The sequence below is a fragment of the Streptomyces sp. NPDC101219 genome (genome assembly GCF_044767675.1).
In the GTDB taxonomy this organism is placed as follows: domain Bacteria; phylum Actinomycetota; class Actinomycetes; order Streptomycetales; family Streptomycetaceae; genus Streptomyces.
Genome location: NZ_JBIWOK010000006.1, coordinates 203995 through 221738 on the forward strand (window position 1 = coordinate 203995; position 17744 = coordinate 221738).

General features: G+C 71.7%; 17 protein-coding genes and 1 riboswitch. Of the genes, 4 read left to right on the forward strand and 13 right to left on the reverse strand.

The window, feature by feature from the left end:
* Window positions 1-53: 53 nt before the first annotated feature.
* Window positions 54-290 (forward strand): hypothetical protein, encoded by a 237-nt coding sequence (locus tag ACIRPP_RS13935; protein WP_403641590.1) that lies wholly within the window; start codon window positions 54-56, stop codon window positions 288-290.
* A 63-nt stretch (window positions 291-353) separates the two neighbouring features.
* Here the strand turns inward: ACIRPP_RS13935 and ACIRPP_RS13940 are convergent, their stop codons facing one another.
* The 7 genes from ACIRPP_RS13940 to nagB all read right to left on the reverse strand — a co-directional run bounded on the left by ACIRPP_RS13940 (window position 354) and on the right by nagB (window position 8540).
* Complete coding sequence (locus tag ACIRPP_RS13940) at window positions 354-1373, reverse strand: ribonucleotide-diphosphate reductase subunit beta (RefSeq protein ID WP_403641592.1); 1020 nt, start codon at window positions 1371-1373, stop codon at window positions 354-356.
* Window positions 1373-3748, reverse strand: a complete 2376-nt coding sequence (locus ACIRPP_RS13945) for a ribonucleoside-diphosphate reductase subunit alpha (RefSeq protein ID WP_403641595.1) — start codon at window positions 3746-3748, stop codon at window positions 1373-1375. The genes ACIRPP_RS13940 and ACIRPP_RS13945 overlap by 1 nt, the downstream gene beginning before the upstream one ends.
* 123 nt (window positions 3749-3871) lie before the next feature.
* A riboswitch (cobalamin riboswitch) is annotated at window positions 3872-4020 on the reverse strand.
* A 60-nt stretch (window positions 4021-4080) separates the two neighbouring features.
* Window positions 4081-4602, reverse strand: coding sequence for a GNAT family N-acetyltransferase (locus ACIRPP_RS13950; RefSeq protein ID WP_403641598.1), 522 nt, complete (start codon window positions 4600-4602; stop codon window positions 4081-4083).
* 79 nt (window positions 4603-4681) lie between these two features.
* Window positions 4682-6310 (reverse strand): monocarboxylate uptake permease MctP, encoded by a 1629-nt coding sequence (gene mctP, locus ACIRPP_RS13955; RefSeq protein WP_403641601.1) that lies wholly within the window; start codon window positions 6308-6310, stop codon window positions 4682-4684.
* Window positions 6307-6576, reverse strand: coding sequence for a DUF3311 domain-containing protein (locus ACIRPP_RS13960; protein ID WP_164333873.1), 270 nt, complete (start codon window positions 6574-6576; stop codon window positions 6307-6309). Before ACIRPP_RS13960 ends, mctP begins: the two co-directional genes overlap by 4 nt.
* Window positions 6577-6780: 204 nt before the next feature.
* On the reverse strand, window positions 6781-7545 hold the full coding sequence (locus tag ACIRPP_RS13965; RefSeq protein ID WP_403641604.1) for a GntR family transcriptional regulator: 765 nt from the start codon (window positions 7543-7545) through the stop codon (window positions 6781-6783).
* Window positions 7546-7754: 209 nt separating this feature from the next.
* Window positions 7755-8540, reverse strand: coding sequence for a glucosamine-6-phosphate deaminase (gene nagB / locus ACIRPP_RS13970; protein WP_403641607.1), 786 nt, complete (start codon window positions 8538-8540; stop codon window positions 7755-7757).
* 596 nt (window positions 8541-9136) lie between these two features.
* On the opposite strand from nagB, the gene ACIRPP_RS13975 reads away from it, so the two are divergent.
* Window positions 9137-10600 carry a sensor histidine kinase gene (locus ACIRPP_RS13975; protein WP_403642175.1) on the forward strand — a complete coding sequence of 488 codons (1464 nt, stop codon included), beginning with the start codon at window positions 9137-9139 and terminating at the stop codon, window positions 10598-10600.
* Between the two features lie 252 nt (window positions 10601-10852).
* Here ACIRPP_RS13975 and ACIRPP_RS13980 read toward each other — a convergent pair whose 3' ends face one another.
* Both ACIRPP_RS13980 and ACIRPP_RS13985 read right to left on the reverse strand, forming a co-directional pair.
* Window positions 10853-11110 (reverse strand): WhiB family transcriptional regulator, encoded by a 258-nt coding sequence (locus ACIRPP_RS13980; RefSeq protein ID WP_003992873.1) that lies wholly within the window; start codon window positions 11108-11110, stop codon window positions 10853-10855.
* Window positions 11111-11428: 318 nt separating this feature from the next.
* Window positions 11429-12397, reverse strand: coding sequence for a diacylglycerol/lipid kinase family protein (locus ACIRPP_RS13985; RefSeq protein ID WP_403641610.1), 969 nt, complete (start codon window positions 12395-12397; stop codon window positions 11429-11431).
* Between the two features lie 136 nt (window positions 12398-12533).
* On the opposite strand from ACIRPP_RS13985, the gene ACIRPP_RS13990 reads away from it, so the two are divergent.
* Window positions 12534-12983: a hypothetical protein gene (locus ACIRPP_RS13990; protein WP_403641613.1), complete on the forward strand. Its 450-nt coding sequence runs from the start codon at window positions 12534-12536 to the stop codon at window positions 12981-12983.
* A 21-nt stretch (window positions 12984-13004) separates the two neighbouring features.
* Here ACIRPP_RS13990 and ACIRPP_RS13995 read toward each other — a convergent pair whose 3' ends face one another.
* The 3 genes from ACIRPP_RS13995 to ACIRPP_RS14005 form a co-directional block, all read right to left on the reverse strand.
* Complete coding sequence (locus tag ACIRPP_RS13995; RefSeq protein WP_403641616.1) at window positions 13005-14141, reverse strand: RNA polymerase sigma factor SigF; 1137 nt, start codon at window positions 14139-14141, stop codon at window positions 13005-13007.
* Window positions 14138-14551 (reverse strand): anti-sigma regulatory factor, encoded by a 414-nt coding sequence (locus ACIRPP_RS14000; protein ID WP_129306657.1) that lies wholly within the window; start codon window positions 14549-14551, stop codon window positions 14138-14140. The genes ACIRPP_RS13995 and ACIRPP_RS14000 overlap by 4 nt, the downstream gene beginning before the upstream one ends.
* Before the next feature lie 256 nt (window positions 14552-14807).
* Window positions 14808-15068, reverse strand: coding sequence for a UBP-type zinc finger domain-containing protein (locus ACIRPP_RS14005; RefSeq protein WP_205078963.1), 261 nt, complete (start codon window positions 15066-15068; stop codon window positions 14808-14810).
* 60 nt (window positions 15069-15128) lie between these two features.
* Here ACIRPP_RS14005 and ACIRPP_RS14010 point away from each other — a divergent pair, with 60 nt between their 5' ends.
* Window positions 15129-16721 carry a Na+/H+ antiporter gene (locus ACIRPP_RS14010; RefSeq protein ID WP_403641620.1) on the forward strand — a complete coding sequence of 531 codons (1593 nt, stop codon included), beginning with the start codon at window positions 15129-15131 and terminating at the stop codon, window positions 16719-16721.
* A 69-nt stretch (window positions 16722-16790) separates the two neighbouring features.
* Here ACIRPP_RS14010 and ACIRPP_RS14015 read toward each other — a convergent pair whose 3' ends face one another.
* Entirely contained in the window at window positions 16791-17708 is a 918-nt protein-coding gene (locus ACIRPP_RS14015) for a 1-aminocyclopropane-1-carboxylate deaminase/D-cysteine desulfhydrase (RefSeq protein WP_403641623.1), read from the reverse strand.
* Window positions 17709-17744: the final 36 nt, after the last annotated feature.

Consider the following 17744-nt stretch of genomic DNA (forward strand, 5'->3'; position numbering starts at 1 on the left):
CGCGGCAGTCCTGCCACTGTCGGTAAGGAGCATTCGACGTAACACTGGTGTCTATGGATACGACACAGACGCAAGCACTGATCGGAATGCTCTTCGTTCTCGGACTGTTCGCGCTGATGATCCTGCCCGCCGTGGTCGGCATCGTGCGCGACCGGCGGATCGACCGCCAGCTCCGGCAGGCCGAGACCAGGCCCCTGCCCCGCCGTAACGCCGCCCTGCGGGCCGTGCCCTCGGACACGTCCGGCCCGGCGCGGAGCGCCGACCCGCACCACACCGCCCGGGCGGCGTGAGGCGGAGCGGCACCCCCGCGGGTGCCGGACCGGACGGACCTCGGGTTCCGGCCCGGCGGTCCCCTAGAAGTCCTCGTCCAGGTCGACCGTGCCCTCCACGGCGACCTGGTACGCGGACGGCCGCCGCTCGAAGAAGTTGGTCAGCTCCTGGACGCCCTGCAGCTCCATGAACGAGAACGGGTTCTCCGAGCCGTACACCGGCGCGAAGCCCAGCCGGGTCAGCCGCTGGTCGGCGACACACTCCAGGTACTGCCGCATCGACTCGGTGTTCATCCCCGGCAGGCCGTCACCGCACAGGTCGCGCGCGAACTGCAGCTCCGCCTCGACCGCCTCCCGCAGCATGTCCGTCACCTGCTGCCCCAGCTGCTCGTCGAACAGCTCCGGCTCCTCCTTGCGCACGGTGTCGACCACGTCGAAGGCGAAGGACATGTGCATCGTCTCGTCGCGGAACACCCAGTTGGTCCCGGTCGCCAGGCCATGCAGCAGGCCGCGGCTGCGGAACCAGTACACGTAGGCGAAGGCGCCGTAGAAGAACAGGCCCTCGATGCAGGCCGCGAAGCAGATCAGGTTCAGCAGGAACCGCCGGCGGTCCGCCCGGCTCTCCAACCGGTCCAGCTTCTCCACCGAGTCCATCCACCGGAAGCAGAACGCGGCCTTCTCCCGGATGGACGGGATGTTCTCCACCGCGGCGAAGGCGGCCGCCCGGTCCTCCGGGTCGGGCAGGTACGTGTCCAGCAGGGTCAGATAGAACTGGACGTGCACCGCCTCCTCGAACAGCTGCCGGGACAGGTACAGCCGGGCCTCGGGGGAGTTGATGTGCTTGTACAGAGTCAGCACCAGGTTGTTCGCGACGATCGAGTCACCGGTGGCGAAGAACGCCACCAGCCGTCCGATGAGGTGCTGCTCGGACGGGCTGAGCTTCGCCAGGTCGGCCACGTCGGAGTGGAGGTCGACCTCCTCCACGTGCCAGGTGTTCTTGATGGCGTCCCGGTAGCGCTCGTAGAAATCGGGGTAGCGCATGGGGCGCAGCGTCAGTTCGAAGCCCGGGTCGAGCAGGTTCTGGGTACGGGTGGGGCTGGTCATCACTGGCAGGCCTCGCAGGACTCGGGGTTTTCCAGGGAGCAGGCGACGGCGTCGTCGGGCGCCGCCTGCGGGACGGGGACGGCCGCCGGGCTCTGGGCCCGGGCGGCGCGGGCGATGCGGGTCGCCGGACGCGACCGCAGGTAGTACGTGGTCTTCAGCCCCTGCTTCCAGGCGTACGCGTACATCGAGGACAGCTTCCCGATGGTCGGCGTCTCCAGGAACAGGTTCAGCGACTGCGACTGGTCCAGGAACGGGGTGCGCGCGGCGGCCATGTCGATCAGTCCGCGCTGCGGGATCTCCCACGCCGTGCGGTACAGACGGCGCACCTCCTCGGGGATCCAGGCGAAGCCCTGCACCGAGCCGCCCGCCTCGCGCAGCGCCTCACGCGTGCGCGCGTCCCACACGCCGAGCCGCTTCAGGTCGTCCACCAGGTAGGAGTTGACCTGGAGGAACTCACCCGACAGCGTCTCGCGCTTGAACAGGTTGGACACCTGCGGCTCGATGCACTCGTAGACGCCCGCGATCGAGGCGATGGTGGCCGTCGGCGCGATCGCCAGCAGCAGCGCGTTGCGCATCCCGGTCCGCGCGATCCGCTCGCGCAGCGCCGCCCACCGCTCGGGCCACGCGAGGTCCGTCGCGTAGTGGTCGGGGTGCAGCACGCCGCGGGCGGTCCGGGTGTGCTCCCAGGCCGGCAGCGGGCCGTTGCGCTCCGCGAGGTCCGCGGACGTCTCGTAGGCGGCCAGCATGATCCGCTCGGCGATCCGGGTGGACAGCGCCCGCGCCTCGGGGGAGTCGAAGGGCAGCCGGAGCTGGAAGAACACGTCCTGGAGGCCCATGGCCCCCAGTCCCACCGGCCGCCAGCGGGCGTTGGAACGCTCCGCCTGCTCGGTCGGGTAGAAGTTGATGTCCACCACCCGGTCCAGGAACGTGACGGCCGTGCGCACGGTCGCGTCCAGCCGCTCCCAGTCCAGGTCGCCCGCCTCCGGGTCGACGAACGCGCCCAGGTTGACCGACCCCAGGTTGCAGACTGCCGTCTCCCCGTCGTCGGTGACCTCCAGGATCTCCGTGCACAGGTTGGACGAGTGGATGACGTGTCCGGGCGTGGCCGTCTGGTTGGCGGTGCGGTTGGCCGCGTCCTTGAAGGTCATCCAGCCGTTGCCGGTCTGCGCAAGGGTGCGCATCATCCGGCCGTACAGCTCCCGCGCGGGCAGCGTCCTGCGGGCCAGGCCCTTCGCCTCGGCCGCCCGGTAGGCGACGTCGAACTCCTCGCCCCACAGGTCCACCAGTTCCGGCACGTCCGCCGGGGAGAACAGCGACCACGGGGCGTCGGCGTCCACACGGCGCATGAACTCGTCCGGCACCCAGTGCGCCAGATTCAGGTTGTGCGTACGGCGGGCGTCCTCACCGGTGTTGTCGCGCAGCTCCAGGAACTCCTCGACGTCCGCGTGCCAGGTCTCCAGGTAGACCGCCGCCGCGCCCTTGCGCCGCCCGCCCTGGTTCACCGCGGCGACCGAGGCGTCCAGCGTCTTCAGGAACGGGACGATGCCGTTGGAGTGCCCGTTGGTGCCGCGGATCAGCGAACCCCGGGCGCGGATGCGGGAGTAGGCCAGGCCGATGCCGCCCGCGTGCTTGGAGAGGCGGGCCACCTGGTGGTAGCGCTCGTAGATCGAGTCCAGCTCGTCCCGCGGGGAGTCCAGCAGGTAGCAGGACGACATCTGCGGGTGCCGCGTACCGGAGTTGAAGAGGGTGGGGGAGGACGGCAGGTAGTCCAGGCGGCTCATCAGCCCGTACAGCGCGGCCACCTCGTCCACCGACCGGGCGCTGTCGTCCTCGGCGAGCCCGGAGGCGACGCGCAGCAGGAAGTGCTGCGGGGTCTCGACGGCCTTGCGGGTGATCGGGTGACGCAGCAGGTAGCGGCTGTGCAGGGTGCGCAGCCCGAAGTAGCCGAAGCGGTCGTCGGCCGCGGTGTCGACCAGGGCGTCCAGCCGGTCCCCGTGCCGGCGCACGAACGCGGCCGTGCGGTCGGCGACGAGGCCCTCGCGGTGACCGGTGGCCACGGACGAGGTGAAGGAAGTGACGCCCTGCGAGGCGGCCTCCTCGCGGATGGCGAGGGTCAGCAGCCGGGCGGCGAGGCGGGAGTAGGCGGGGTCCTCGGAGATGAGCCCGGCGGCGGCCTCGGTGGCCAGCTCCCGCAGCTCCGCCTCGTCCGCCCGCGCGGACCGGCCGCGCAGGGCGGCGGCGGCCACCCGGCCGGGGTCGGCGTCGGTGAGGTCGGCGGTCAGCACGGTCAGGGTGCGCAGCAGCGCGGCACCCGGGCCGTCGCCCTTGGGGGGTACGTCGCTGGCTGAGACCGGATCCGCTGGCGCGATGGTCACGTGGGGCTCTCCCTCGCTCGGCACGGGGCCTCGTCGAGGGCAGGGGGCAGCACGGGACGCGCACGGCGTCGTGCGTCCACCGGCCCATTCCGCGAGGCCCGGACGTCGGAGCACCCGGGCCGGACGGCCGGGCGCACTGTCGGCAGGTCCTCGGACTGAAGCCCGTGCGGGGACGCGTGGGGACGCGAACACGCACAAGTACACCGTTGCGGGACAGTTCCGGATTCGCACCGGATTCCCCTGCGGCGACAACGAGCATGAGCATACATCTTGTGCCGGGCGTTGCGGACAGCCCCATATCTTGTGGCGCGCCCGGTGCCGGAGCGCCGGTGTCAGAGCGTCAGCTCGTAGGACAGCAGCCTGAGGTCGTCCACGTGCGGGAGCGGGTTCCAGTCCCGGTGCGGGGCGCGGACGAAGCCCAGTCGCTCGTAGATCCGGTGCGCCGCCCGCATGCTGGTCTGGCTCGACAGCACGACCCGCACGCAGCCCTCCAGGGCCCGCGCCCGGTCCACGCACGCCCGCACCAGGGCCTCCCCGGCGCCCCGCCCCCGGGAGGCCCGGTCGACCGCCGGCATCCTGATCTCCGCCTCGCCGGCCCCGGCCAGGTCCGCCATCGGCCCGCCGTGCGGCACGAACGTCACCCCGCCCAGCACCCGGCCGCCGGGCGGCGGATCGCCCTCCACGGCGACCAGCACCTCGGCCGCCGCGGCCCGCTTCGCGACATCCCTCAGTTCGCCCAGGTACGCGTCGCTCTCCCCGAAGTCGAGGAGCCCGTCGTCGAGATAGGCGCGGGCGGTGAGCGCGCCGAGCGTCGCGTACTCGGCGGGCAGGGCGCGGCGGATGGTGATGTCCATGGGGCGAGTCTGCCCCGGCACGGGGCGGGGGGCCGCCGGTTTCCGCCGTCGGCCCGCCGCCCCTCGCCCCTCGGGGGCGTCAGTGCGCGCTGCCCGCCGTCGCCGGCGGGAGCTCCACCTTCACGCCCGGGTCGCCCGCGTCCGCCGTGTAGTCCTGCGGCTGCGTCTCGTCGATGCCCTCGGGCGCCTTGGCGGCCCGCAGGACGAACGTCAGCACCACCGTCACCAGCACGTTGATCACGAACGCGGTGAGACCGATGTAGCCGATCTCGCCGATGCCCGGGATCTCCTTCGCCGAGCCGCCGAAGTGCTTCTGCGTCGGCGACGCCACCCCGTATGCGGCGACCGTGCCGTAGACCATGCCGACCGCCCAGCCGCCGAGCAGCGCCCAGCGGTGGAACCAGCGGGTGAACAGGCCGCCCACCAGCGCCGGGAAGGTCTGCAGGATCCAGATGCCGCCCAGCAGCTGGAAGTTGATCGCCACCGTCTTGTCCATGGTCAGGACGAAGGCCAGCGCACCCACCTTCACCAGCAGCGACACGATCTTGGAGACCTTGGTCTCCTGCGCCGGTGTCGCGTCTGGCCGGATGAAGTCCTTGTAGATGTTGCGGGTGAACAGGTTCGCCGCCGCGATCGACATGATCGCCGCCGGCACCAGCGCCCCGATGCCGATGGCCGCGAAGGCCACGCCCGCGAACCAGTCCGGGAACATGTCCTCGAACAGCTGCGGGATCGCGAGCTGGCCGTTCTGCACGGACACGCCCGCCGCGATCGCCATGAAGCCGAGCAGCGCGAGCAGACCCAGCATGAGCGAGTACAGGGGCAGGATCGTGGTGTTGCGGCGGATCACCTCACGGCTGCGCGAGGACAGCGTCGCCGTGATCGAGTGCGGGTACATGAACAGCGCGAGCGCCGAACCCAGCGCCAGCGTCGCGTACGTCCACTGACCCGCGTCCCCGGGCACCAGCGCGCCGCGCGGGGCCCCCGTCGCCGGGTTGGTCTCGTCGAAGGCCGCGCCCGCCTTGGCGAAGATCTCGTCGAAGCCGCCCAGCTTGATCGGGATGTAGATGATCGCCACCGCGATGACGAGGTAGATCAGCGTGTCCTTCACGAACGCGATCAGCGCGGGCGCCCGCAGCCCCGACGAGTACGTGTACGCCGCCAGGACACCGAACGCGATCAGCAGCGGCAGGTCCTTGACGAACCAGTTGGTGTGCTCGCCGCCGCCGATGCCCATCACGTCGAGGACGGCCTGGATGCCGACCAGCTGGAGCGCGATGTACGGCATCGTCGCCAGGATGCCGGTCACGGCGACCGCCAGCGACAGCCCCTTGGAGCCGAACCGGCCGCGCACGAAGTCCGACGTCGTCACATAGCCGTGCTTGTGCGACACCGACCACAGCCGGGGCAGGAAGGTGAAGATCAACGGGTACACCAGGATCGTGTACGGCACCGCGAAGAAGCCCGCCGCGCCGGCCGCGTAGATCGCCGCGGGCACGGCCACGAAGGTGTACGCGGTGTACAGGTCGCCGCCGAGCAGGAACCAGGTCACCCAGGTGCCGAACGACCGGCCGCCCAGACCCCACTCGTCCAGGTTGTCCGCGTTCTCGGCCTTGCGCCAGCGCGCGGCCAGGAATCCCATGGCCGTGACCAGGACGAAGAAGAAGATGAAGACGGCGAGTGCCACGCCGTTCACGCCGTCGTTCACTGCTGCGCACCGCCCCTCTGGGCGCGGCGGGCGCGCTGGTCACGCTTCCACAGCTGGTACGCGGTCATCGTCAGCGCCGTGGAGATGACCACCCACAGCATCTGGTACCAGTAGAAGAACGGGATGCCGATGAACACGGGATCGGTCTTCGCGTACGACCCGACCCACAGCATGGCCACGAACGGTGCGCTGAGGCAGAGGGCGATGACGACGCGGACGGGCGTCACCACGGGCTCCGCGGGTGGTTCTTCCGGTGCTTTCGACATCGGGCAGTTCCGTCCCCTCACTGATCTCCGGCGTGATGCGCAGGAAATCTAGGGGCGCGCGTAACGGAGCCGTAACCCCCGTCCGGACAGCGGTATCCCAACGCCGCCCAAACGCAAGGCAACAGCAACGGAATCCCTGTCAACCACCCGATTCCGCCGGTTTCGTCCGTGACCCCGGTGAGGCTCCCCGGGGCCCGGCGGGGCTCACTCCTGGGGGCGCTTGAGCCGGGCCACGAACTTGTACCGGTCGCCCCGGTACACCGACCGCACCCACTCCACGGGCTGCTCGTCCCGGTCCCGCGAGTGCCGCGAGAGCATCAGCATCGGCAGGCCCACGTCGGTGCCCAGCAGACCGGCCTCGCGCGGGGTGGCGAGCGAGGTCTCGATGGTCTCCTCGGCCTCCGCGAGGTGGACGTCGTACACCTCGGCGAGGGCGGTGTACAGCGAGGTGTACTTGGCCAGGCTGCGGCGCAGCGCCGGGAAGCGCTTGGCGCTCAGGTGGGTGGTCTCGATGGCCATCGGCTCGCCGTTGGCCATGCGCAGCCGCTCGATGCGCAGCACCCGCCCGCCGGGCGTGATGTCGAGCAGCCCCGCGAGCCGGTCGTCGGCGGTGATGTAGCCGATGTCCAGCAGCTGGGAGGTGGGCTCCAGCCCCTGGGCGCGCATGTCCTCGGTGTAAGAGGTGAGCTGCAGCGCCTGCGAGACCTTGGGCTTGGCGACGAAGGTGCCCTTGCCCTGGATCCGCTCCAGCCGGCCCTCGACCACCAGCTCCTGCAGCGCCTGGCGCACGGTGGTGCGCGAGGTGTCGAACTCGGCGGCCAGGGTGCGCTCGGGCGGGACCGCGGTGCCGGGCGGCGCCGTCTCGGTCATGTCGAGCAGGTGCTTCTTCAGCCGGTAGTACTTGGGCACGCGCGCCGTACGGACCGCAGTCCCACCCTCGTTCTCCGCACTGCTGACGTCGGTGCTCATGCTCTGCCTTCCCGGCTACCGGTGCCGAAGCGACCGACATCCCCGTCGGCCGCGGCTCACATCGTGGCACGGCTGGGGGCGGGGATGCGCCCCGCACGGTCCGTGATCCCTTCTGTATACCGCCGCGACCGGATGCTGGTCTAGGCCACCACGGGCCCGGCCGGGGCCCCGGCGGACCCCGGCCGGACCGCCGTGCGGCCCGGTCCGGATCAGATGCCCTGCCAGTCCGGCTTGTTGGCGAAGGTGTGCCGGAAGTAGTCGGCGTGCTTCAGTTTGGCCGCGGCGGCCTCGTCGACGACCACCGTGGCGTGCGGGTGCAGCTGGAGCGCGGAAGCGGGGCAGACCGCCGCCAGCGGCCCTTCCACGGTCGCGGCGACCGCGTCCGCCTTGCCCTCGCCGGTGGCGAGCAGCACCAGGTGGCGGGCCTCCAGGATGGTGCCGATGCCCTGCGTGATGACGTGGTGCGGGACCTGCTCGACGTCCCCGTCGAAGAAGCGCGCGTTGTCGATGCGGGTCTGCTCGGTCAGCGTCTTGATCCGGGTGCGCGAGACGAGCGAGGAGCAGGGTTCGTTGAAGCCGATGTGCCCGTCCGTCCCGATCCCCAGGAGCTGCAGGTCCACCCCGCCGGCCTCGGCCAGCTGCCGGTCGTAGGCCTCGCAGGCGGCCTGCACGTCCTCTGCGGCGCCGTCCGGCCCCATGAAGGACTCCGCGGGGATGCCGAGCGGCTCCAGCACCTCGCGCCGCACCACCGAGCGGTAGGACTCCGGGTGGTCGGCGGGCAGCCCCACGTACTCGTCCAGCTGGGCGACGCGGGCCCGGGAGGTGTCCACGGCGCCGGAGCGCACCTGCGCCGCCAGCGCCTGGTAGACGGGCAAGGGCGTCGAACCGGTGGCCACGCCGAGCAGGGCGTCCGGCTTGCGCCGGAGGAGCTGCGCCATGGCGTCGGCGATGAGCTCGCCACCGGCCTTGGCATCCGGAACGATGACAACTTCCACGCTGGGCCTGCCGATCTGTGAGAAGGACTCGACTGGTCGGGATCCGGGGGTCTCGAAGGTCCGATTCCCGCCGGTGGTTTAGACCAATTGGAACTTACCAGGGTACGACGTGAGCCCCCGCGGCGCTAACCGTTCCACGGCCCGGACCCCTCCGGCCGGGCGGTCCGCCGGGAGGGCCGTACGGGTTAGGCTGCACGGTGGACGGCCGCGGGTGATGCGCGGTCGTCGCAGCCGCCGGACGAACCCCCTCCCACGCATGGACACGGAGAGTGGTCCAGTCCACAATGGGCTGCATGGGTGATCGATCAAAGCGTTCGATCGCTGGACGATCCCTTGTCACAACGCCCGCTCGTCGGGACGATCGGAAACACCACGAGCTCGCCCTCCCCGCACAGGAGGGCGGACCGAGGAACCGGAGCTCTCTGCCCTGACTGCCCCGGCTCCTCCCACGGCCGACCGGGACCGCACACCCCGCCGGCCGGTAGTGCTCCGGGCTGCGGTGCCGGGAGGGTTGAGGGTCCCTCCCAGGCGCCGCGGCCCGCGGGTGTCTCCGGGCCGGCCGCGCGCCCCCCGGTACGCTCGACCGGGTGCCCTCCATGAACGAACTCGTACGCCAGCACACCGACCTCGACGACACCGACCTCGAGTGGCTCCACCTGCTGGTGTCGGAGTGGCAGCTGCTCTCCGACCTCTCCTTCGCCGACCTCGTCCTGTGGGTTCCCACCCGCGACGGCACCCGCTACGTCTCCGTGGCGCAGATGCGGCCGAACACCGGGCCGACCTCCTACCAGGACGACATGGTCGGCCACCTCGTGCCGCGGGGCCGCCGCCCGATGCTCGACGCGGCCCTGGACGAGGGGCGCATCGTGCGCGAGGGCGACCCGGAGTGGCGCGAGGAGGTCCCCGTCCGCGTCGAGTCGATCCCGGTGCGGCGCGAGGGCCGCGTCCTCGGCGTCATCGCGCGCAACACCAACCTGCTGACGGTGCGCACCCCCAGCCGGCTGGAGCTCACCTATCTGCAGAGCGCCTCCGACCTCGCCCAGATGATCGCGGCCGGCGCGTTCCCCTTCGCGAATCAGCAGGTCGACATGGACGCCTCGCCCCGGGTGGGCGACGGGCTGATCCGGCTCGACGCCGACGGCATCGTCCAGTACGCCTCCCCGAACGCCCTCTCCGCCTACCACCGCCTGGGCCTCGCGGCCGACCTGGTCGGCCATCACCTCGGGCAGACCACCGCCGAACTGGCGCCTTCCCGCGGCCCTGTGGACGAGGCGCTGGCCAAGGTGGCCAGCGGCTGGGCGCCCCGCGAGTTCGAGATCGAGGCCAACGGCGTCATCCAGTTCCGGGCCATCCCGCTGAAGCCGAAGGGCACCCGCATCGGTTCGCTGGTGCTGCTCCGTGACGTCACCGAACTTCGCCGCCGCGAACGCGAATTGATCACCAAGGACGCCACCATCCGGGAGATCCACCACCGGGTGAAGAACAACCTGCAGACGGTGGCGGCCCTGTTGCGGCTCCAGGCGCGGCGGATCGGCTCCGAACGCGGCCGGGCGGCACTGGAGGAGGCGGTCCGCCGGGTGGGCTCCATCGCCATCGTCCACGAGACGCTGTCCCAGAACCTGGACGAGCGTGTGGAGTTCGACGAGATCGCCGACCGGGTCCTGGCGATGGTGGCGGAGATCTCCCCGGGCAAGGTGTCCGGCCGGCGCTCCGGCCGCTTCGGGATACTCGACGCCGAGGTCGCCACCCCGCTGTCGATGGTGCTGACCGAGATCCTGCAGAACGCCCTGGAGCACGGTTTCCGGGAGGGCGAGACCGGCACGGTGGAGGTGTCCGCGGTCCGCGGCGGCACCACCAAGGAGTCGCGCCTGCTGGTCACCGTCCAGGACGACGGGGTCGGCCTGCCCGAGGACTTCGACCCGCACACCGCGGGCAACCTGGGGCTGCAGATCGTGCGGACGCTGGTGGAGGGCGAGTTGGGCGGCACCTTCGACATGGTCCCGGCGCCGGAGCGGGGGACGAGGGTGATCCTCGACATCCCGGTGCGGGCGGACAAGTGACCGCCGGGGCGCAGGGGCGCCGGGACCGGGGGCCGGCCAGAGTCGTTGGCGGCCGGGGCCGGGGCCGGGGCCGGGGCCGGGGCCGGAACCGGGACGGCGGCCGGAGCGGGTCGGGGTCGGGGGTACAGCAAAAAGCCCCGGACCGCGATGCGGTCCGAGGCCAGTGCTCAACTGCGCGCTGCGGCTCGGGGGCGGGAGATGCGTACGCGCCGTACGCGCCGCCAAGCTCAGGCTGTCAGCAGGGGTGGTGTGTCAGGCAGAAGCCTGACGGGCCCGGTTGCGAGCGGCGCGGCGCTTCATCGCGCGGCGCTCGTCCTCGCTGAGTCCACCCCAGACGCCGGAGTCCTGACCGGACTCGAGCGCCCACTGCAGGCACTGCTCGATCACCGGGCAGCGGCGGCAGACGGCCTTGGCTTCCTCGATCTGCAGCAGCGCAGGACCGGTGTTGCCGATGGGGAAGAAGAGCTCGGGGTCTTCCTCGCGGCAAACGGCGTTGTGACGCCAGTCCATGGCTGCTACCTCTCCTTGGTATTACTGCGGTTGCTTGTGAATGTGAACGCTTTCACGAATCCCTCAACAAGGGAAGGGCCGACCGCCAGGTTCCCTGGCGTAGGTCCTTGGTTTTGGAGAGGGGTTCCGGTGATCTGTGGAGGCCGGTGTTGCGGGCCGTCCCGATCGCCATGTAGAGACTCGCAAACCTCAGCGGCGGATACAACCCCTTCCGGAAAGTTTTTTTTGATTCTTCGGTGTCGACTAGGTCACAGCCGTACTTCCATGGGGTGGACCCTGGTCTAAACGTTCGAGTGAAAGGACTTTAGCCCCTTCTGCTCACACAATCACACGCAGTGCACGGCGAACGCCTGTGAACGTCACGCTGGTTCGCAGTCCCAGGTGGTCACCGTCCATCTGGAGCGGCAGTGGCACCTTCGAATGCAAGGTGAAGCGTGTCAGATCGTGCCGGGAGACGGCGTGCTTGCCCCGGGGTCCGCGCTCGGGGGACGAAGTGAGCAACTGGGTGCCATACCGGGCAACCGCGGCCGACGACAGCCGGTGCAGGCCGAACAGGTCGAGCCCGTGGTCGAACGACGCCTTGGGGGACGCGTAGATCGGGCGGTTGCCGAGGAACGTCCACGGCGACGTGTTCGAGACTATGGACAGCACCAGGTCGGTCACCGGGTCCTCGCCCGGCTGCTCCAGCGTGATCACCCCGTGCCGCCGGTGCGGTTCCCCGAACAGCGCGCGCACCACCTGGCGCATGTACAGGGCGTGCGTGGACTTCCGGCCGCGCTCCCGGTGCTGCTCCACCCGGCCGACGACCCCGGCGTCGAAGCCGAGACCCGCGTTGAAGGTGAACCAGCGGGACGGCACGCCCTCGTCCTCGGAGCCGGGCGTCCCGGAGGTCAGGCCCAGCCCGACGGTGCGTTCCCGGCCCTCGCGCAGCGCGTCCAGGAGGACGCCGGTGGCCTCCACCGGCTGGTTGGGCAGCCCCAGGGCGCGGGCGAAGACGTTGGTGGAGCCGCCGGGGACCACGGCGAGGCCGGGCAGGTGTTCCGGATCGGGGCCGGCGTGCAGCAGGCCGTTGACGACCTCGTTGACCGTGCCGTCCCCGCCGAGGGCGACCACCAGGTCCGTCTCGTTGCTCTCGGCCGCCTGCCGGCCCAGGTCGCGCGCGTGGCCGCGGTACTCGGTGGTGACCGCCTCCAGCTTCATCTCGCTGGCGAGCGCATGGATCAGCACATCGCGCGTACGCGCACTTGTGGTGGTTGCCGCCGGATTGACCACGAGAAGTGCACGCATGGGTTGCAGAGTACCTACCGGGCGGTACTCGGCCCAGGCCGAGGGGGAAATCGTCACGGCGGAGCGGAGCCGGCCGAGGGCCGCACGGGCGGGGCGGCCCGCCCGCGGCCCGGCGCGTGCGGGCTACCCTGCAGGGGTGAGCAGTGAGCAGACCCCCGCCGCCCCCGCCGCCGCGGACACCGCCGGACCCCGTCCGCGCCGCCTGACCTACGCGGCGGTGCTCGTCGCCCTGGAGGGCGTCGGCCTGCTGGCGGGTGGTGTCTGGATGGCCGTGCTCGCGGTCACCGGCAACCCGGACGACCGGCAGCAGGCCGTCACGGGCGGAGTGACGCTCGTCGTGCTCGCGCTGCTGCCGCTGATCGCCGCGCGCGGGCTCCTCGCCCGTCGCAGCTGGAGCCGGGGTCCGGCCGTCATCACCCAGCTTCTGGCGCTGCCGGTCGCCTACAACCTCCTGCAGGCCGACAGTATGGCCATTCCCGCGGGGATCGCGCTGGCCGTCGTCGCGGTGGCCGCGCTGGTGCTGCTCGTCAACCCCGAGACGACCCGGGCCCTGGGCATCCGGGGGCCCGGCAACGCCGGGACGTAGCCCTCCGGGCCCCGGGCCCGCTCACTCCTCGACGAGCAGCTTCTCCCGCAGCTGGGCCAGCGTCCGCGCCAGCAGCCGGGACACATGCATCTGCGAGATGCCGACCTCCTGCGCGATCTGCGACTGGGTCATGTTCCCGAAGAAACGCAGCAGCAGGATCCGCTTCTCACGCGGCGGCAGGTCCTCCAGCAGCGGCTTCAGCGACTCCCGGTACTCCACGCCCTCCAGCGCCTCGTCCTCGGCGCCCAGGGTGTCGGCGACCGCGGGGGACTCGTCGTCGGTGTCGGGGACGTCCAGGGACAGCGTCGAGTAGGCGTTGGCGGACTCCAGGCCCTCCAGCACCTCCTCCTCCGAGATCGCCAGCTTCTCGGCCAGTTCGTGCACGGTGGGGGAGCGGCCGTGCTGCTGCGACAGCTCGGCCGTGGCCGTCGTCAGCGCCAGACGCAGCTCCTGCAGCCGGCGCGGCACCCGCACCGCCCAGCCCTTGTCGCGGAAGTGCCGCTTGATCTCGCCGACGACCGTCGGGGTCGCGTAGGTGGAGAACTCCACCCCGCGGTCCGGGTCGAAGCGGTCGACCGACTTGATCAGACCGATGGTGGCGACCTGGGTCAGGTCGTCCAGCGGCTCGCCGCGGTTGCGGAAGCGGCGCGCGAGGTGCTCGACGAGCGGCAGGTGCATCCGCACCAGCCGGTTGCGCAGTTCCGCGTACTCGGGACTGCCGTCCGGGAGCTCACGCAGTTCGAGGAACAGCGCGCGCGCCCCGCTGCGGTCCAGCGGATGGTGCTGGGCGCCGCGCGCGCTCTGGGCGCGAGGCGCCCCGTGCGCGGCCGGTGCGGCCGGCGTCTGCCGCGCCTCGCCCTCGGCGTATCGCTCGTGCTCGTTCATGGTCCCGCCCGTCGCCCTTCCCCGAGCGCTCGCCTCGTCCCCCGTCGCCGGCCTCGCACGGGCGGGGGCGTCCCCGTCCCGTCCGGCCGCAGGCGTGTCCCGCGCGGCACCCTCCGGCTGCCCGCCGCCCGGGGGGCCGGTGTCCGCGCGGTCGTCCTCCGGATGCGGCCGGGCCTGCTCGGGAATGCCGTCGATGCCGGCCGGCGTCCGCTCGGCGGGCAGCCCCCGTGTGCCGCGTTCTTCGTCCCGCACCGGCCCGTCCTCGTTCCTCACGCCGGCCCGGGTCCCGCGCCGCGCTGTTTGTAGAGGCTGATCGACACGGTCTTGTCCTCGTCGACGGCGGAGGAGACCTTGCCCGCCAGGGCGGACAGCACGGTCCAGGCGAAGGTGTCCCGCGAGGGGGCGTGGCCGTCCGTGGTCGGCGCCGAGACGGTGACCTCGAGCGAGTCGTCGACGAGCCGGAAGACGCAGCTCAGCACGGAGCCCTGCACGGCCTGCTGGAGCAGGATCGCGCAGGCCTCGTCGACCGCGATCCGAAGATCCTCGATCTCGTCGAGGGTGAAGTCCAAACGGGCCGCGAGGCCGGCCGTGGCCGTACGCAGCACCGACAGGTAGGCCCCCGCGGCCGGCAGCCGGACTTCCACGAAGTCCTGGGTCGCGGGCTCGCCTGCGATCTGGGACACCCTCACCTCCAAGGTGGTACAAGCGTTTCAGGGCCCCGGGGTCGCCCCCGGGTAACGCGCTACGTGGTTCAGCGGTGACGCTATCGCGCTCTCGTCGGTCCTGTCCCCGGGACCCCGACCCTTGCTGTCACTCATAGTAAAACTATGAATACGCTCCGTGGCTAGGGGTCTGCGGGCCCAAATGGGAAGAGCGCGCGCCGCATTGACGTACCCAGACGTCAGACGGTCGAACCGTCCGGCAGCGGGGACCGGCCGGTCATACGAGGACGTGATCGACGAAGCACCACCGCCAGTCCTCCCCCGGCTCGTAGGTGCGCATCACGGGATGACCCGTCTCCCGGTGGTGCCCGGTCGCGTGCCGGTTCGGCGAGGAATCGCAGCAGCCGACGTGACCGCAGCTGAGACACAGGCGCAACTGGACCGGGTCCGTGCCGTCCCGCACACATTCGGGACACGTCCGGCTGACCGGAGCCGGTTCCGGGTGCGGCAGCGCGGCGACGTGCGTGCACTGTTTCATGATGGCCAGATTACGACGGGCACGCGGAACACCGCGTGGGACACCGGGGGTGGCCGTGACATGGACGTGATGCCGCTGCTGTTGCTGGTGGCCGGCAGTGCCGCGATCGCCTCGGCCGCCCGGCGCCTGCCCGTACCGGCGCCCCTGCTGCTGGTCGCGGCCGGGCTCGCGGTCAGCTTCGTGCCCGGCGTGCCCGAGTACACGCTCGACCCGCACATCGTGCTGCCGCTGATCCTGCCCCCGCTGCTGCACACGGCGGCCACCGACAGCTCCTACCTGGACCTGCGGGCCCAGCTGCGGCCCGTGGCGCTGCTGTCCGTCGGCTACGTGCTCTTCGCGACCTTCGTGGTCGGCTGGGCCCTGTACGAGCTGGTGCCCGGCCTGTCGCTGACCGCCGCGCTGGTGTTCGGCGCCGTGGTGGCCCCGCCGGACGCGGTCGCGGCCACCGCGGTGGCGCGCAGGGTCGGGCTGCCGTCCCGGGTCACCACCATCCTCCAGGGCGAGTCCCTGCTCAACGACGCCACCGCGATCACCGCGTTCCGGGTGGCCGTGGCGGCGGCGGTCGGCGAGGGCGCCACCTGGGCCGGGGGCGTCGGCGAGTTCCTCCTCGCGGCCCTCGGCGGCCTCACCGTCGGCCTGGTGCTGATGGTGCCCCTGCACTGGCTGCGGGTGCGGGTGAAGGAGGCGCTGCTGCAGAACACGCTCTGCCTGCTCATCCCGTTCTTCGCCTACGCCATGGCCGAGCAGGTGCACGCCTCCGGCGTGATCGCCGTCGTGGTCGTCGCCCTCTTCCTGGGACACCGCGCGTGGGAGGTCGACTTCGCGACCCGGCTCCAGGAGGCCGCCGTCTGGAAGATGGTCGCGTTCGTCCTGGAGTCCGTGGTCTTCGCGCTCATCGGCCTGCAGCTGCCGGTGGTCCTCGAAGGCATCAACGCCTACCACGGCAGCGACGCCCTCTGGTACGCGCTGGCCGTGTTCGCGGTGGTCGTGGCGACCCGGTTCGTGTGGGTCTACCCGGCGGTCTGTCTCCCGCCGCTGCTGTCGGCGCGGATCCGCGCACGTGAGGGAAGCCCCGGCTGGCGCATGCCGTTCGTCATCGCCTGGGCCGGGATGCGGGGCGTCGTCTCCCTGGCCATCGCGTTCTCCATCCCGCACACCGCCGACGGCGGCGACTTCCCCCAGCGCGACCTGCTGCTGTTCCTGACCTTCACCACCGTCATCGGCACCCTGGTCGTGCAGGGCGTCAGCCTGCCCCTGCTCATCCGGCTGCTGCGGTTCCCCGGGCGGGACAGCCGGACGGAGACCCTGGCCGAGGCCAACGCGCAGGCCCAGGCGTCCCGGGCGGCCGAGCAGCGCCTCGACGAGCTCCTCGCGGACGACCGCAACACGTTGCCGGCCCCGCTCGCCGAGCGGCTGCGCGCGGTGGTGGAACGCCGCCGCGACTCCGTCTGGGAGCGCCTGGGGCAGGCCAATCCGATCACCGGGGAATCCGTCGACGACACCTACCGGCGGCTGTCGCGCGAGATGATCAGCGCGGAGCGGGACGTGTTCGTCCGGCTCCGCGACGGGCGCTACATCGACGACGAGATGCTGCGCACGCTGCTGCGCCGGCTCGACCTGGAGGAGGCGGCCGCCTACCGGGAGGCGACGTAGCCGGACCCGTCGCCGGGGCCGTGTGCCGGTCCGTGTCCCGCGCGGCCTCCCGCGCGCGAAGGCGCCGCGTCAGGGGAAGGGGCGGCCGGTGATCACGGCGGCGACCGTGCTTCCGCGCGGGAAGGCGCCCTCCGCCGTCAGGGCGACGAGTCCATGAAGCAACTTGGCGACATAGAGACGTTCCACGGGGAGGCCGTGGCGCTGTTCGAAATCCTGCGCGAACGCGTCGAGTTCGGGTGTGGTCCTGGCGTAGCCCCCGCAGTGGAAGCGCTCGTCGAGGCTCCAGTCGCCGCGCGGACCGCCGAACGCCCCGGTCTGCAATGCCCGTATGTCCCCGCCCAGGAAGCCGCCCCGCAGGACGGGAACGCCCAGGGCACGCTCCCCGGGTCCCAGCCCGGCGGCCAGTCCGGCGAGCGTGCCGCCCGTACCGCAGGCCACGGCGGCCACGTCGGCGTGGCCCGCGAGCTCCTCCCCGAGCGCCGCACAGCCGCGGACGGCCGCCGCGTTGCTGCCGCCCTCCGGCACCACGTGGGCGTCCTCGGCGTCCACCGCGCGGAGCACGGCGGCCAGCGCCTCCGGCTCGGTCTTGCGGCGGTAGACCGACCGGTCGACGAAGTGCAGCCGCATGCCGTCGGACGCGCACCGGGCCAGCGAGGCGTTGAGCGGGCGGCCGGCGAGTTCCTGGCCGCGGACCACTCCGACCGTGCGCAGGCCGAGCAGCCGTCCGGCGGCGGCGGTGGCCCGGAGGTGGTTGGAGTACGCGCCGCCGAAGGTGACCACGGTCCGCCCGGCCGCCGCCGCGAGGTTGGGCGCCAGCTTGCGCCACTTGTTGCCCACCAGCTCCGGGTGGATCAGGTCGTCCCGCTTCAGCAGCAGTCGGACCCCGTGCCGTTCGAACCGCGCGTCGACGGCCTCCTGCAGGGGTGAGGGCAGGCGGGGGCGCAGACCGGTGCATCCGGTGGCCGAGGGCGGGTCCGCGCTGGTCACGGCGCCATTGTCCCCGGTGACCGCCGGACCGGCCAG